Origin of the sequence: Enterobacter cloacae complex sp. GYL001 (assembly GCF_049237125.1) — a bacterium.
Taxonomy (GTDB): domain Bacteria; phylum Pseudomonadota; class Gammaproteobacteria; order Enterobacterales; family Enterobacteriaceae; genus Enterobacter; species Enterobacter hormaechei_C.
The window spans coordinates 346,116-361,571 of record NZ_JBMKGW010000003.1; the positions used below are offsets into that span (position 1 = coordinate 346,116).

12 protein-coding genes are annotated in these 15,456 nt (G+C 55.3%); 5 read left to right on the top strand and 7 right to left on the bottom strand.

Annotated elements, in window-relative coordinates; translation table 11 throughout:
- Positions 1–70: 70 nt before the first annotated feature.
- On the bottom strand, positions 71–982 hold the full coding sequence (locus ACOTWU_RS09135; RefSeq protein WP_017383336.1) for a DUF808 domain-containing protein: 912 nt from the start codon (positions 980–982) through the stop codon (positions 71–73).
- A 178-nt stretch (positions 983–1,160) separates the two neighbouring features.
- On the opposite strand from ACOTWU_RS09135, the gene yedA reads away from it, so the two are divergent.
- Positions 1,161–2,075: a drug/metabolite exporter YedA gene (gene yedA / locus ACOTWU_RS09140; protein ID WP_063404603.1), complete on the top strand. Its 915-nt coding sequence runs from the start codon at positions 1,161–1,163 to the stop codon at positions 2,073–2,075.
- Here the strand turns inward: yedA and ACOTWU_RS09145 are convergent.
- From ACOTWU_RS09145 to ACOTWU_RS09155, 3 genes are read right to left on the bottom strand one after another with little or no spacing between them, the layout of a single operon-like run.
- Entirely contained in the window at positions 2,047–2,538 is a 492-nt protein-coding gene (locus tag ACOTWU_RS09145) for a very short patch repair endonuclease (RefSeq protein ID WP_017383335.1), read from the bottom strand. The two genes, yedA and ACOTWU_RS09145, sit on opposite strands and share 29 nt — an antisense overlap.
- Positions 2,519–3,952, bottom strand: coding sequence for a DNA cytosine methyltransferase (locus ACOTWU_RS09150; protein WP_086524581.1), 1,434 nt, complete (start codon positions 3,950–3,952; stop codon positions 2,519–2,521). The genes ACOTWU_RS09145 and ACOTWU_RS09150 overlap by 20 nt, the downstream gene beginning before the upstream one ends.
- Before the next feature lie 43 nt (positions 3,953–3,995).
- The gene (locus tag ACOTWU_RS09155; protein WP_047637062.1) at positions 3,996–4,697 is read right to left on the bottom strand and encodes a phosphohydrolase; all 702 of its coding nucleotides are present in this window, start codon (positions 4,695–4,697) and stop codon (positions 3,996–3,998) included.
- 284 nt (positions 4,698–4,981) lie between these two features.
- Here ACOTWU_RS09155 and ompC point away from each other — a divergent pair, with 284 nt between their 5' ends.
- Positions 4,982–6,148: a porin OmpC gene (gene ompC / locus ACOTWU_RS09160; protein WP_039270499.1), complete on the top strand. Its 1,167-nt coding sequence runs from the start codon at positions 4,982–4,984 to the stop codon at positions 6,146–6,148.
- A 55-nt stretch (positions 6,149–6,203) separates the two neighbouring features.
- Here ompC and ACOTWU_RS09165 read toward each other — a convergent pair whose 3' ends face one another.
- Positions 6,204–7,067 (bottom strand): N-acetylmuramic acid 6-phosphate etherase, encoded by an 864-nt coding sequence (locus tag ACOTWU_RS09165; RefSeq protein ID WP_015572428.1) that lies wholly within the window; start codon positions 7,065–7,067, stop codon positions 6,204–6,206.
- 153 nt (positions 7,068–7,220) lie between these two features.
- Here ACOTWU_RS09165 and ACOTWU_RS09170 point away from each other — a divergent pair, with 153 nt between their 5' ends.
- Both ACOTWU_RS09170 and dcuR read left to right on the top strand, forming a co-directional pair.
- Positions 7,221–8,837 (top strand): sensor histidine kinase, encoded by a 1,617-nt coding sequence (locus ACOTWU_RS09170; RefSeq protein ID WP_032619380.1) that lies wholly within the window; start codon positions 7,221–7,223, stop codon positions 8,835–8,837.
- On the top strand, positions 8,834–9,553 hold the full coding sequence (gene dcuR / locus ACOTWU_RS09175; RefSeq protein WP_003859556.1) for a two-component system response regulator DcuR: 720 nt from the start codon (positions 8,834–8,836) through the stop codon (positions 9,551–9,553). The genes ACOTWU_RS09170 and dcuR overlap by 4 nt, the downstream gene beginning before the upstream one ends.
- Here dcuR and ACOTWU_RS09180 read toward each other — a convergent pair.
- Positions 9,534–10,496, bottom strand: coding sequence for an FAD:protein FMN transferase (locus tag ACOTWU_RS09180; RefSeq protein WP_017693134.1), 963 nt, complete (start codon positions 10,494–10,496; stop codon positions 9,534–9,536). The two genes, dcuR and ACOTWU_RS09180, sit on opposite strands and share 20 nt — an antisense overlap.
- Positions 10,497–10,554: 58 nt before the next feature.
- On the bottom strand, positions 10,555–13,335 hold the full coding sequence (locus ACOTWU_RS09185) for a flavocytochrome c (RefSeq protein WP_017693133.1): 2,781 nt from the start codon (positions 13,333–13,335) through the stop codon (positions 10,555–10,557).
- A gap of 608 nt (positions 13,336–13,943) precedes the next feature.
- On the opposite strand from ACOTWU_RS09185, the gene ACOTWU_RS09190 reads away from it, so the two are divergent.
- Positions 13,944–15,452, top strand: a complete 1,509-nt coding sequence (locus ACOTWU_RS09190; RefSeq protein WP_017383327.1) for an anion permease — start codon at positions 13,944–13,946, stop codon at positions 15,450–15,452.
- Positions 15,453–15,456: the final 4 nt, after the last annotated feature.

Sequence of the window (15,456 nt, forward strand, 5' to 3'; positions counted from 1 at the left end):
TCCTGTATCAGGGTGAAACGTTTTCAATTTAGACGAGGAATAGTCTTTTTGCATCCGGGGTCAGCAATAATTAATGCGATTTCCCGCGTACTTTTTCAACCAGCTTAACAACGGCTACCACAATCAGACCGACGATAAAGCCCAGTACGAGGTTAAGCAGTGTGGGCAGAATTGCAGCAACTACCGCTCCCTGGCCTGACGCAAAATGTTCAATCATGTGATGCAGCGAAGCAACACCGTGCACGATAATTCCGCCGCCGACCAGGAACATCGCCAGGGTTCCCACCACCGACAAGGTTTTCATCAGCCACGGCGCCAGCACCAGCAGGCTTTTCCCAATGCCGCGCGCAATTGCGCTGGATTTTTTTTCCAGCCAGAAGCCGATATCGTCCAGCTTGACGATCAGCCCGACCAGGCCATAAACCCCTATCGTCACGAGGATCGCAATGCCGGACAGGATCAGCACCTGGTTCATCAGAGGGGCATCTGAGACGATCCCCAGCGTAATCGCCACAATCTCGGCTGAGAGGATGAAGTCCGTGCGGATCGCGCCTTTGACCTTATCGCGTTCAAACGTTTTTGGATCCTGCGCGGCCAGCGCTTCCAGACGCTGCTGGCGCATTTCCGGGGTGTCTTTCTCTTTGCGTGCAGCGAACATATGCAACACTTTTTCGGCACCCTCGAAGCACAGGAACGCCCCGCCAATCATCAGCAGGGGCGTAATGGCCCAGGGTATAAAGGCGCTAATCAGCAGCGCCAGCGGAACGAGGATCACCTTGTTAATAAAGGACCCTTTCGCAACGCCCCACACCACCGGCAACTCACGGTTCGCCCGCACGCCGCTGACCTGCTGCGCGTTAAGCGACAAATCATCTCCCAGTACCCCGGCGGTCTTTTTCGCCGCCAGTTTTCCCATAACCGAAATGTCATCCAGCAAGGTGGCGATGTCGTCCAGTAATGTTAATAAGCTACTTCCTGCCAAAATCTCTTTCCTTCTTTTTTTGCTAATTAAGTGAATAGTATGGAACAAAACTCACCGCCCGGAAACTGGCACCTCGCGTCAACAAAAATTTCACATCAACAACACAATTAAAGCACTCGCCAGGCTGATAGTTTTGGCGTTAACTATGAGCGAACTTTTTATTTCGTCGTGAGGGACTATGCGTTTCCGGCATTTATTACCGCTCATTGGAGCACTCTTTTCCCTGTATATCATCTGGGGGTCCACCTATTTTGTCATTCGTGTAGGCGTGGAAAGCTGGCCCCCGCTGATGATGGCCGGTATTCGTTTCCTTACGGCCGGCGTGCTGCTGATGGCGTTTTTATTGCTGCGCGGCCACAGACTACCGCCGCGGCGTCCCCTGCTTAACGCCGCCCTGATTGGCCTGCTGCTGCTGGCGGTGGGCAATGGCGCGGTAACCGTCGCCGAACACCAGAACGTGCCGTCGGGCATCGCCGCAGTGGTCGTCGCAACCGTGCCGCTGTTTACGCTCTGCTTTAGTCGCCTCTTCGGGATCCGCACCCGTAAGCTCGAATGGCTGGGCATCGCGATTGGGCTTGTGGGTATCATCCTGCTGAACAGCGGCGGTAACCTGAGCGGGAACCCCTGGGCTGCCGTTCTGATCATGATCGGCTCCATGAGCTGGGCCTTCGGCTCGGTCTACGGTTCACGCATCGAGCTGCCCTCCGGGATGATGGCAGGTGCGATTGAGATGCTCGCGGCAGGCATTGTGCTGCTGATTGCCTCCGCGTTGACGGGTGAAAAACTGACGGCGATGCCAGACCTTTCAGGTTTCCTGGCCGTCGGGTATCTGGCGCTGTTTGGCTCCATTATCGCCATCAACGCCTATATGTACCTGATTCGCAACGTCTCACCGGCGGTTGCCACCAGCTACGCCTACGTTAACCCGGTGGTTGCCGTGCTGCTGGGTACCGGTTTTGCGGGCGAAGTGCTGTCGACGATTGAATGGCTGGCGCTGGGTGTGATTGTCTTTGCCGTGGTACTGGTCACGCTGGGTAAATATTTGCTGCCCGCGAAACCGATTGTCACGAGGTGTGAGGTGGAGAAACCGTGATCGGGTGAATGCCCTGGGTATCGATCTGCGCGGCCTGACCGCCGCCGCAGATCCACTCTTCCAGCCGCTCCGTCAGTTCCACGTCATTCAGCTTCATTCTTCCACGCAGCGCGCACTCCCAGACAATCAGCACCCGCCAGCCCTGAGCGTAAAGCTGCGAAACATCGCGTTTATCACGCTCGACGTTCCTGCCAATCTTCTCCAGCCAGAAGTCGGTGCGTGTCGCCGGGACTTTAAACAGATAGCAGTCGTGATGATGCCAGAAACAGCCGTGGGTAAAGATGATGCACTGGTACGCGTCGATGACGAAATCAGGACGCCCGGCAAGCGTGGCATCCTGAACCCTGAATTCAAACCCGGCGGCGGTCAGAAGACCCGCGATCCGTTTTTCAATCGCGGTATCACGCGTGCCGATGGCACGCATGTTTTTACTGCGCGTGGCCTTATTGTGAACGTCCGCCATCGACGGCCTCGCTCTGACGAAGCTGAACGGCCTTGCTGATGCGTGAGGCCAGCAGTTTAGCTACCGCGGCAAAGGCTGGCACCACCACCGAGTTGCCAAACTGACGATAGGCCTGGGTATCTGATACCGGGATGCGAAAACTGTAGCCCTGCGGCGTCTCAAAGCCCATTAAACGGGCGCACTCGCGCGGCGTTAAGCGCCGCGGTCGGTGCTGTTGGTTCTGGGGATCGTCAAAATCTTTTTCGCCCAGCGCCTTATCCCAGCCGCGATCGATAAGAATTTCCGCGCCATCTTTGTAATAGCGCGCCGACAGCGTACGCGTCACGCTGTCAGGATTAAGCGGATTGACCATGCCAAACCCAAAGCCATTGCCTTTGGCCTGATGCTTTTTGGCATAGCGATAGAGGTATTTCCACAGCACCGGGGTCAGAATGAATTTCGCATCGACGGCGGGCTCCAGCAGATCGGCCACCGTCGGGCGGCGCGCCGGATACAGCGAGGGCAAATCACGCAGCGTAAAATCGCCTTTCAGATTGAGATCGCGGCGGAAGCCCACCAGCACGATGCGTTCTCGGTGCTGCGGCAGAAAGTGTTTGCCGTCGATAATTTTCGGATCGTCCGGCCCCATGTCCTCTGCATCCGCCACGTCATAACCCAGTTCATCCAGCGTTTGCATGATAATGCGGAAGGTTTTGCCGCCGTCATGACTCTTTAAATTCTTGACGTTCTCCAGCACAAAAATTGCCGGGCGGCGGGCATCAATGATCCGGGCAACATCAAAGAACAGTGTGCCCTGCGTATCGCAGGCAAAGCCGTGTGCGCGTCCCAGCGCGTTCTTCTTCGACACGCCAGCCAGCGAGAACGGCTGACACGGAAAGCCCGCCAGCAGCACATCGTGCGCCGGAATGGTATTGCGAATGTGTTCGGCGGCCTCTTCATCGCTGACGCCGGTTTTGTGGCTCAGCGTGACATCCCGAATATCCGCGTTGAACTGGTGCGCGTCGGGATCGCAATACCAGTTGGCTTTATAGGTACGGACGGCATGTTTGTTCCATTCACTGGTGAATACACACTGCCCGCCAATAGCTTCAAAGCCATGGCGAATGCCGCCGATACCGGCAAAGAGATCGATAAAGCGAAAGGCATAATTTGGATGCGCAGCAGGAGGACGCGGCAGCAAATTTTGCAGATAGCGGAACTCACCGTCGCTCAGGCGGTGCCCTGCCCTGTCGCTTATCAGCAGCCGCTTGAGTATCGCCGGGCTCCAGTGGCTCTCGCCATGGGCCACCAGCTGGTTTGCCAGCGTTTTAGCATCATACATTTCCAGCAGCTGACGCAGGAGTGCCTGCACGGCTGCCGTTGATTTCTCAACCCGCTCAGGCGCGGGCACAGTCACTGATCGATTTTCCTGCATTCTCTTAACCGGACAATAAAGACAGAAAACAGAGTACCACAGTTCAGGATCGCACACTGCGACGGAAATGGGTCAATATCTGGCTGTCGGTTCCGAGGTAATCGCCCTGTAATTCGGCACTCAGCTTCGCCATAAACTGGATCAGAAAATCGGCATTGTGACGCGCAAGTTCGCGCCCCCGCGCGGTTTGCATGGTGTCAGGCAGGCGCAGGAGTTTGGTCTGAAAGTGGTCGAGCGCGAAGGCTTTATCATCCAGCGCTCGTGTTCCGGCGAACGGGTCGTCGGCATCAAACAGCGCGGCGCCCAGCGCACCGGAGACGGCAAAGACGCGCGCCAGGCCGATAGCGCCTAACGCCTCCAGCCGGTCGGCATCCTGCACAATTTTGGCCTCCAGGCTTTGCGGCGCGATACCGGCACTGAAGCTGTGCGCTTCAATAGCATGCTCAACGGCTGCATAACGATCCGGCGGAAAATCAGGAAAATCGCGACTCAGGATCTCGCGCGTTTTTCCCGCTGCCAGCCGCGAGGAGTGGCTACGTTCCGGGTGATTTTTCGGCAGGCTGACAATGTCATGGAAGTAGCATGCGGTCAGCACAACCAGCGGATCGCTATCCTCGTCAGCCATAATACCCTGCGCCGTCATCCAGACGCGGCGAAAATGGGCGATATCGTGCGCCGTATCATCAGTAAAATGATTTTCGTCGAGCCAGCGCTCAAAACGGTGTTGCCACTGCGCAAGTTCCATCATCCTGTCCTGTTGCTCAAAAGTAAGTGAATTATAATACACCCGAATTAAAACCCTTTATAAATAGAATTACGAAATACTTAATAATAATTACCCGCTATATTTTCAATGAATTAATTCACGTGAAAAATAAAGAGATAAAAAGAAATATTTTGTAATATTTTTACCACTTTAATTACATTTATTTTTGAACCTAAATAATAATCCATAGAATAGTATCAGCCATGTAGTTACGGAGGGTAATTACATATATTCAGACAATTTATATTTAAAGGGAATATATAATGAAAAGAAAAGTTCTGGCAATTCTCGTACCCGCCTTATTAATGGCTGGCGCAGTAAATGCGGCGGAAATGTATAACAAGAATGGCAACAAAGTTGACCTGTACGGTAAGGTTGATGCGCGTCATACCTTCTCCGACAACCCAGGCGACGACGGCGATGAAACCTATGTACAGGTGGGTTTCAAAGGCGAAACGCAGATCACGAACGACCTGACAGGCTATGGCCAGTGGGAATATAAAACCTACGCTAACGACACCGAAGGCGCAGGGGATAAATCTTTCAACCGTCTGGCATTCGCTGGCCTGAAATATGGCGACTACGGATCATTTGATTACGGCCGTAATTACGGCGTCGTGTATGACGTTGAAGCCTGGACCGATATGCTGCCGGTATTTGGTGGAGATTCTTACACCTGGACCGATAACTTCATGAACGGTCGTGCTAACGGTCTGGCGACCTATCGTAATAACGATTTCTTCGGTCTGGTCGACGGCCTGAACTTTGCGCTGCAATACCAGGGTAATAATGAAGGTGGCAACGCAAACGAAAATCAGGAAGGCACCAAAAACGGCCATGATGATGTTCGTTTCCAGAACGGCGACGGCTTCGGTATGTCTACCACCTATGACTTCGATTTCGGCCTAACGCTGGGTGCGGCTTATTCTTCCTCTGACCGTACTAACGACCAGGTCGCTTACGGCGCTGGCACCTATAACCGCTTCAGCAAATATGCTGGCGGTGAACGTGCGGAAGCGTGGACAATCGGTGCTAAATACGATGCTAATGATGTCTACCTGGCCATGATGTATGCGGAAACCCGTAACATGACTCCGTACGGCAACGATGGCATCGCCAACAAAACACAGAACTTTGAAGCCGTAGCGCAGTACCAGTTTGACTTCGGTCTGCGTCCATCCCTGGCGTGGGTCTATTCTAAAGGCATCGATTTGGGCGGTAACGATTATCACCCAGGCAATGGCTATGACTATGTAGACCAGGATCTGGTTAACTACATCGACGTGGGCATGACCTACAGCTTCAACAAAAACTTCTCCACCTACGTTGATTATAAAATCAACCTGCTGGACGAAGATGATGCCTTCTACAATGACAACGGTATTTCTACCGATGACATCGTTGGCGTAGGCATGACCTACCAGTTCTAATTCCCATCAATATTAAAGCCCGCGATGCGGGCTTTTTTTATTTGACGCTGAAATGTTATGGCGCTTCCTGCAAGGCCAGGCGAACAAACCCGTTATTCTGCGCCAGCAATTCGTGCGCTTTCCAGGCATCCAGCCCTGTCAGCACCATCAGTACCGCCGTTTTGCACTGGTGGTTACAGCTTTCCAGCGCGGCCTTCGCCTGCGCCCGGCTACATCCCCCCGCTTCCATCACAATGGCAATTTGTCGTTCGGCCCATCTGGTGTTGCTTGCCTCCAGATCAACGCGCAGGTTGCTGTACACCCGTCCGGAACGTACCGCCAGACCGGTGGTGATCATATGCAGGATCATGCTTTGCGCAATGCCTGCTTTAGCGTTGGTATACCCGGCCACCACATCCGCGCCCAGTTCGGGGGCAATGACCATGCTCGCCAGCTGCGCCGCTTCACTTTGCGCATCCTCCGTAATGATCGCAACCGTTGAGCCCAGAGACCACGCATGACGCATCGCGCCCCATACCCATGGGGTTTTGCCGCTGACGGACAGCGCCAGCATCATGTCATGCTCGCCAAATTCTATCGTCTGAAGGTCGGCAACGCCGCGCGCGTAGCTGCCGGCGTGATCGCCTGCTGTCATCGCAATGACGGGATGTTTTCCCGGCGCAAACGCTTCTGCCGCCTGTTCAGCCACGCGTCCGGACGCGCCCGCGCCGGTCAGTACCAGACGTCCGCCGTGGCTAAGCGTCGCCGCCGCGTTATCCACCACGCGGGCCAGCATACTTAAGTGAGGGGTAAGTGCAGAAGAGATTTGCGCGTCATCCTGATGTATGACGTTAAGCATATCCAGCGTCGATAATCTGTCGATGTTCGTGGTGCTGGCGTGCCGTCTTTCCCTGGCCGTACCGGTAAGCATAATGCTCATAAACTGCCTCCTTATTATGAGTACCCTCACACTATAAAGTGTTTTATATAGGTCACCTGAGAGGAGGCTCACGAAACGCCTCTCTTTACATGGCTTTATGAAACGCCCGTCATCAGCGATAATTAGCCCTTTCTTATTCATCGCGGAGTGTTAATGAGCGATTTGCAGCCCTTCCCCCCGACGCGCAAGCGCCCTATGAAGCTGAATACGCTGGTTACGCTGATGGTGTGCGCGATTATCGGCTCGGTGCTGCTGGTGGTCTTCGCGCTGTACTCTGTGCAGATCACCCGCGCCACGCGCGATGACGTGAAAGATACCGCGCTGGGTATCGCCCGGACGCTGGCCGACAGCCCGGAGATCAAGCGTGGCCTGATGGAATCGCCGCAGGCTGGCATCATCCAGCCGATTGCCGAGGCGGTGACGAAGCGCAACGACCTGCTGTTTACCGTGGTCACCGACCTGCGTGGGATCCGCTATTCCCATCCAAACGAAGCGCTGTTAGGTTTGCATTTTATTGGCGACGATCTGACGCCCGCCCTGGAAGGGAAAGAGAATGTCTCCGTTAACCGCGGCGCGCTCGCGGAAGCGCTGCGCGTCTTTACGCCCGTGTATGACGACCAGCACGACCAGATCGGCGTGGTGGTGGTGGGTATTTCGCTGAATAAAGTTGAAGATCAGATTGCCCGCGGGCGGCTCAACGCCGTGTGGACCATCTTATTCAGCGTTCTGATGAGCTCAGTGGCGATATGGGGTCTGGTCCGGGTTCTGAAACGTATCCTCTTTGGGCTGGAGCCTTACGAAATCTCAGCCCTCTTTGAGCAGCGCCAGGCCATGTTGCAGTCCCTGCGCGAAGGCGTGATGGCCGTGGATATGCACGGGCGCGTGACGATGATTAACCACACCGCCAGAGAAATATTACTCCTGACCTCGGGCCAGCACTCCGAAAGCAGCAGTGAACCGCTGCTGGCCAGCCTGCGCGAAGTATCCAGGACCGGCATTGCCCGCCAGGATCAGGAGATCGGCTGTAACGGGCGGCTGCTGCTGTGCAACATGGTCCCCGTGAAAAGCCAGAATCAGGTGATCGGGGCGATCAGCACGTTCCGCGATAAGACCGAAATCAGCCAGTTAATGCAGCGTATTGATGGCATGGTCAGCTACGTTGATGCCCTGCGCTCCCATACGCATGAGTTTATGAACAAGCTGCACGTGATCCTCGGCCTGCTGCACATGAAGCGCTACGATAAGCTGGAGGAGTACATCATCCAGACCGCGCAGAATTATCAGACGGATATCGGCGCAATACAGCGCAAAGTTAAATCGCCGGTCATTGCGGGCTTCCTGCTGGGTAAAATTAACCGCGCTAAAGAGGCCGGAGTGACCCTGACGCTGGCGGAGGAGAGTCAGCTTCCTGACACCGCCAATGAAGAGCAGGTTGCGGTGCTGATCACCGTGCTGGGCAATTTAATCGAAAATGCCCTGGATGCGATGGAAGGCCAGCCGGAAGGCGAGATCGGCCTGCTGCTGCACTATCAGAACGGCTGGCTGAGCGGTGAGGTCAGCGATGACGGTCCCGGCATTGATCCCGAGCGGCTGGAGGCTATTTTTACAAAGGGCTACTCAACAAAAGGTGAAAACCGCGGCGTTGGGCTGTTCCTTGCGCGTCAGCAGATCCAGAATCTGGGCGGAGATATTACCGTCGAGTCGGAGCCTGGCGTATTTACCCAATTTTTTGTTCAGATCCCCTGGGATAGCGAGAGGAATATCGCGTGATAAATGTGTTAATTGTCGATGATGACGCCATGGTAGCCGACCTCAACCGTCTGTATGTTAACCGCGTTGAGGGTTTTAGCTGCTGCGGCGTCGCTTCCACGCTCAACCAGGCCGAGGCGTTGATCGCCAACCCAGGCCAGCCGATCGATCTGGTGCTGCTGGATGTCTATATGCAGCAGGATAACGGGCTGGATCTGCTGCCCATCATCCGCGCGTCGGGCCGCCCGATTGACGTCATCATGATCTCGTCGGCCTCCGACGCCGCAACGATCCAGACCTCAATGCACTATGGCGTGGTGGATTACCTGATTAAACCGTTCCAGTTCCCGCGTTTTGAAGAGGCGCTGAACGGCTGGAAGGCAAAGCGCAGCCTGATGGGATCGCATCAGTATTATGAACAGGCCGACGTCGACAGGCTGATCCACGGCGGCGCGCCGGAGCTGGCCGACAGCAAAAAATTACCGAAAGGCCTGACGCCGCAGACGCTGCGCACCATTTGCCAGTGGATCGACAGCCATCCGGAGATAGAGTTTTCCACCGACGATCTGGCGAATGCGGTCAACATTTCCCGCGTCTCCTGCCGCAAATACCTGATCTGGCTGGCGCAAATTAATATCCTGTTCACCAGCATTCACTACGGCGCTACCGGCCGGCCGGTATATCGCTACCGTTTGCAGCCGGAACAGGTCGGCCTACTCAAACAGTACTGCCAGTAATTCGGTAGCTGTCGTCCAGAAGGGTAAAACGGAAGTGGTGCATCGAGGAGATCACCACTTCTTTTGTTTTTGTGACAAAGATGGCTTCAATATCGGGGCGCGAACGCAGCGCGGCGCAGCCCTTTTCCACGCCCATGCCGTAGATCAGCGTGGTCCAGATATCGCCGTCGAGGGAGTCTGGCGAAATAATCGTCACGCTGTCCAGTTCGTTATCCAGCGGGTAGCCGGTGCGTGGGTCAAGTATGTGGTGATAACGTTTGCCGTTCAGCTCGAAGTAGCGCTCATAGGTGCCTGACGTCACCACCGACCGGTTTTCGACCGTCATGGCGCCAATCAGCGCGTCACCGGCGAACGGTTTTTTCAGGCCGACGCGCCAGCCGCCCTCCGGCGAGCCTAACGTCTGGACGTTGCCGCCAAGGTTGATCAGCCCAAGTTCAACGCCCTCTTTAAGGAGGTGATCCCGCACCCTGTCGGCGATATAGCCTTTAGCAATGGCCCCCAGATCGATCTCCATTCCCTGGCGAGTAAGGAACACGCTGCTGTTGGCTTCATCCAGCACCACGTCCGCAGGATGCGTGATGCCCAGCAAGGCGGCGATCTCGTCCGCGGGCGGTACAGCGTCCCCCTTAAAGCCAATTTTCCAGCATTTCACCAGCGGGCCGATCGCCAGGTTAAAGGCGCTGTCTTTAAGCAGGCTGGCCGCTTTCGCGCAGCGGATCAGCTCGAACACCGGGCGACTGACGGCAACCGGATGCTGACCGGCCGCATGGTTGATGTCCATTACCTGGGAGTGCGCTCGGTTAACGGTAAGCAGATCTTCGTACTGTTTGATCAGGCGAAACACGCGAGAGGCAAGCGCTTCGTCATGGGAAAAGAGTTTCAGGAGGATGGGCGATCCCATCAGAACGGCGGAGTAGCTGTAAACGCGATGGCTATCAGGCATTTCATGAGTCCTCAGATGTAGCCCCGGCAGGCACCGCGCCGCCGGGGAAACAGGAGCCTTACCGTGTTTTCGAACGCATAGCCGCCTGATGTCCTGCAAGCGTACCAAAAATAATGATATCTGCCACCGCGTTACCGCCGATGCGGTTACCGCCATGGATGCCCCCGACAACCTCACCCGCAGCAAACGCTCCCGGCAATACGTTGTGGTTGCTGTCCAGCACGCAGGTTTCTGTGTTAATGGTCACGCCGCCCATGGTGTGGTGAACGCCCGGTGCAATCTGAATGGCGTAGAACGGCCCTTCGTTGATTGGCGCACGCAGCGCGGTGGTGCGACCGAAATCATCGTCGTGCTGTTTCTCCACAAAGCCGTTGTAGCGTTCCAGCGTTGCCAGGAACTGGTGGTGATCCATCCCCAGCGCTTCCGCCAGGGCTTTTGGCGAGCTGGCGCTGGTAACAAACCCTTTTGCGATGTACTCATCCGCGGCTTTGTTTTTGGCGCGAACATGCTCGTCAAAGACGATGTAAGCGTATTTCTCCGGCAGCGCGATGATCTGCGCCGAGACTTTGTCGCGGGTCGACATTTCGTTATAGAAGCGGTTGCCCTGCTGGTTTACCAGAATCGCCCCGCCGCCGCGGATGGATTCGGAAATCAGATACGACGTTTTCTGCTCAACGGTTGGGTGGATCTGAATTTCGCCCATATCCACGGTGCCCGCACCGATACGCTCCAGCAGCGCGATACCGCCTCCGGTCGCCCCTTTGTGGTTGGTGGTAACGAACCCTGCCAGATCCGGACGGTATTTCACCACCATCTGGCTGTTGGCGCTGAAGCCGCCCGTTGCCACAATCACGCTTTTAGTTGCCACGGTGAGGGTTTCGTTCTCTTCGGTGGTCAGACGCACGCCGGTCACTTCGCCATTTTCGAAAATGATGTCGCTCACGGAGGTATCCAGCATCACCTCGATGTTGCGCTTGTTGACGTTACGCACCAGGCCGCTGATCAGATACCCGCCCACTGCGGAACCGTCTTTCGGACGGTGCGTACGGTCGATGCTCATCCCGCCGGTGGTGGTAATGTCGTTCAGCATAATGCCGCGCGTGGCCAGCCATTCGATAGCCTGCGGCGCGTTCTCGACAAAGCGACGCAGCAGTTCAGGGTCGTTCTTGTTGCCACCGCCTTTCAGACTTTCCTGGTAGAACAGCTCTTTGCTGTCCTGAATACCTTTCACGCGCTGGAAGCGGGTCTCCGCCGCGTTCATCCCGGCCGAGGCTTTAATGGTGTTCCCGCCGATGGTGGGCATTTTCTCGACGATCAGCACGCTCGCGCCTTCGTCATGCGCCTGAATCGCCGCTGCCAGACCGGCGCCGCCGCTGCCGACCACCACCACATCCACGCTTTTAGTCTCATTCGGGTCTGCGCCCTCTTCCGCCGCCAGCGCTTTGCTGGATTTCAGCATCGCCTTCGAGACCGCTTTTTTCACCGCCTCGCTCTGGCTGGTCGCGCCCGTAATCGCGTCCACGTGCGGGGTGTTGGCATCCAGAATACGGGTACGGATCTCTTCGAAGCTGGTGACAAACTCGACGTCTTCACTCGGGCCAGAGGCCAGTTCGATATCGGCGATGCGGTCGGTTTCGAGGCTGACGTTAATCACCAGCTCGTTAGCATCGTCCTGCACTTTTTCAATAAAGGTGCCCGGTTTGAATTTAGATTCGCCCATGCTCATGTCGCGGATCATCGCTTCCACCAGCGAGAAGCGCCACAGCGGTTCCGGGATGCTCAGTTCTTCGCGTCGGGTACTGTCCATAAACAGCTCCAGGCTTTCGCCCGCCGCGATGCGATCGGTCCAGTCCGGATAGGCGATGGTGGCGCGGCCAACGGCAATCAGGTCGTAACCGTGATCCAGCGCTTCATTCACATCCGTGGCATTCACCACGCCGCCAACGCCCATTACCGGTACCTGCGCCAGCGTGTCAGAGCGCATGGCGCAGTATTTTTCGATAAGTGGCGTCGGGTCCTGAGTATCGACGATAGAAGGACGCAGGGCGGCGCCAAGGGAGAAGTGGAGATAATCTACCCCGCGCGCGGCCAGTTTTTCCAGCAGATACAGGGTGTCTTCGAAGCGAATGCCCGGGACTTCAAGCTCTTCCGGAGAGAAACGGTAGCCAATGATAAACGCGTCGTCCGCGTACTGGCGCACCATCTTGTGGGTAATGTCCAGCACCGCCAGCGGGAATTTCGCGCGGTTTTCGCGGCTGCCGCCCCACTCGTCGTCGCGCTGGTTAGAGTTCGGGGAGAAGAACTGCTGGATCAGATAGGTATTCGCCCCGTGGATTTCGACGCCGTCGAACCCGGCCTGAATTGCGCGGCGCACGGCTTCGCCGAACTTGCCGATCATGCCTTCCACCTCTTCCGCGGTCAGGGCAACCGGCGTGGCGGCACCGTCACGCGGCGCGGCAACGGCGCTTGGGCCAACCGGCGTGCGACCCCCAATCAGTTTTGGGTCGACCATACGGCCGCCGTGGTAGATTTGCAGCAGGGCTTTGGAGCCTTTGGACTTGATAGCGTCAGCGATTTTTGCCAGCCCGGCGATTTTCTCGTCGTTATCAATACCAATTGCGCCCGGGAACGCCAGGCCGAGATCGTCAACAAAACAGCACTCAACGATGATGGTGCCGATGCTGCCCGCACGGGCGCGGTAGTACTCCACCAGCTCGCTGGTCACGGTGCCATCGTAATAACCGGTACAGGTTGTCATCGGGGCCATTAACAAACGGTTTTTCAGTTCAGTACCATTCGGTAATGTGAAGGGGCTTAAAATACGTTCGTTAGTGCTCATAATAGAAACTCCAAACTTTAAAAATTAAGAATTCGTTATCGGGATGATTTTTTATTTCGTGTTTTTTGCCGATGTCATGATAGTAATATAAAGCTTTTTTTAGTTTCCAAAGTCATTACGTTAGTTAATAAACTATTTAATCCCTTCGATAACATTAATAACACATTGGTGTTAGCGGGAATGTTTCACTCGTTCACAAGAATTTAAAAAAAGTTAAATTATAAAAGGTCAAACCAATACACCAAATCTATAAAAAAACCTTACAAAACAACGATAAACAAAAGCACCAGAATTCAAATGTTATAGTTTTGATACATAAGATGCGTAAAATTAGCGAATAACCACACTACTCAGAGTGGTTATTATAAAAAATATAAAAATAGCCATTCAGTTCCGTTTTTTTGATCGCGATCAATAGTTATGGCATTCAAAAGAGCAATATAAAAACATCATCATTTTTTATTTAGCGCAAACAAAAATGCGTTAAATCGCTATTAGTGAAAACACAAACCCGCACCTTAAATAACTAAAAAAAGCAAAAAGGATATTTCAATCGAATTTGTGTTTTCGCCGGGCGACGAATTTTTGACAACTTAAGACGTGAAACTATGAATACAAAAACTGCTGTAACGCCTCCTGCGGCGAATCTGGCATCAAATGGAACAGCAAAACGACTGCTGATGATGGCTTTGCCCGTCATTGTTGCCGTCCTGCTGTTGTTTGTCCCCGTTCCGGAAGGGCTGCCGCCTTATGCGTGGCACTACTTCGCCATCTTTGTCGGCGTCATCGTCGGCTTAATTTTCGAACCGCTGCCGGGCGCCGTGATCGGTCTTACCGGCGTCGTGGCGATTGCGCTGTGCAGCCAGTGGGTACTCTTTAGCCCGGAACAGCTGGCTGACCCAAAATTCAAGCTGGCGGGCGCCTCCTTTAAATGGGCGGTCAGCGGGTTTGGTAACTCCACCGTCTGGCTGATTTTCGGTGCCTTTATGTTCGCCGCAGGCTACGACAAAACCCGCTTCGGCCGCCGTCTGGCGCTGATTCTGGTGAAGTACCTGGGCCGTCGCAGCCTCACGCTCGGTTACGCCATTACGTTTGCGGATCTGCTGCTGGCCCCGTTCACCCCGTCCAACACCGCGCGCAGCGGCGGAACCATCTACCCGATCATCGCCAACCTGCCGCCGCTGTACGGTTCAAAACCCAATGACCCAAGCGCGCGCAAAATCGGTTCGTATCTGATGTGGGTAGCCATCACCGCGGCCTGTATCACCAGCTCGATGTTCCTTTCCGCTCTGGCACCTAACCTGCTGGCGCTGGCGCTGGTAAAAAGCACGGTTGGAATTGATATCTCCTGGGGGACCTGGTTCCTCGCCTTCCTGCCGCTGGGCATCCTGCTGATCCTGACCATGCCGCTACTGGCTTACTGGTTCTACCCGCCGGAAGTGAAGGTAAACAACGAAGTACCGCTGTGGGCGACCCGTGAACTGGAAAAACTGGGCAAACTGTCGCGCAATGAGATCCTGCTGCTGGTGTTCGTGTGCTGTGCGCTGCTGATGTGGATCTTCGCCGCGGCGTGGATTGAACCGGCCATGGCTGCCCTGCTGATCGTTGGCCTGATGCTGTGGACCGGCGTGCTGGAGTGGAACGATATCACCGGTAACAAAGCCGCGTGGAATACCTTCGTCTGGTTCGCCACCCTGGTGGCGCTGGCGGATGGCCTCTCCTCCACCGGTTTTATCAGCTGGCTGGGTAAAGAAGGCGGCCTGCTGATGAGCGGTATTTCTCCGGGTGTCGCCACCATCGTGCTGCTGCTGGCGTTCTACCTGCTGCACTACCTGTTCGCCAGCACCACCGCGCACACCACGGCGCTGCTGCCTGCGATGCTGACCATCGCCTCCACCATTCCGGGCATGAATATGGAAGTGTTCGTTCTGCTGATGGTGACCTCGCTGGGCGTGATGGGGATCATTACCCCCTACGGTACGGGTCCAAGCCCGATTTACTACGGTAGCGGCTACCTGCCAACCAAAGACTACTGGCGCCTCGGTACCATCTTCGGTGCCATCTTCCTGGCAGCTCTGCTGCTGATTGGTTACCCGTGGATGTCCATGATGTTCTGATTCC

Bases quoted from the DNA above. Each gene is read 5' to 3' on its own strand.
- ompC (WP_039270499.1), top strand. From the start codon at position 4,982: ATGAAAAGAAAAGTTCTGGCAATTCTCGTACCCGCCTTATTAATGGCT.
- ACOTWU_RS09150 (WP_086524581.1), bottom strand. From the start codon at position 3,952: ATGCAGGAAAATCGATCAGTGACTGTGCCCGCGCCTGAGCGGGTTGAG.
- ACOTWU_RS09155 (WP_047637062.1), bottom strand. From the start codon at position 4,697: ATGGAACTTGCGCAGTGGCAACACCGTTTTGAGCGCTGGCTCGACGAA.
- yedA (WP_063404603.1), top strand. From the start codon at position 1,161: ATGCGTTTCCGGCATTTATTACCGCTCATTGGAGCACTCTTTTCCCTG.
- ACOTWU_RS09185 (WP_017693133.1), bottom strand. From the start codon at position 13,335: ATGAGCACTAACGAACGTATTTTAAGCCCCTTCACATTACCGAATGGT.
- ACOTWU_RS09165 (WP_015572428.1), bottom strand. From the start codon at position 7,067: ATGAGCATTATGCTTACCGGTACGGCCAGGGAAAGACGGCACGCCAGC.
- ACOTWU_RS09145 (WP_017383335.1), bottom strand. From the start codon at position 2,538: ATGGCGGACGTTCACAATAAGGCCACGCGCAGTAAAAACATGCGTGCC.
- ACOTWU_RS09170 (WP_032619380.1), top strand. From the start codon at position 7,221: ATGAGCGATTTGCAGCCCTTCCCCCCGACGCGCAAGCGCCCTATGAAG.
- ACOTWU_RS09180 (WP_017693134.1), bottom strand. From the start codon at position 10,496: ATGCCTGATAGCCATCGCGTTTACAGCTACTCCGCCGTTCTGATGGGA.
- ACOTWU_RS09190 (WP_017383327.1), top strand. From the start codon at position 13,944: ATGAATACAAAAACTGCTGTAACGCCTCCTGCGGCGAATCTGGCATCA.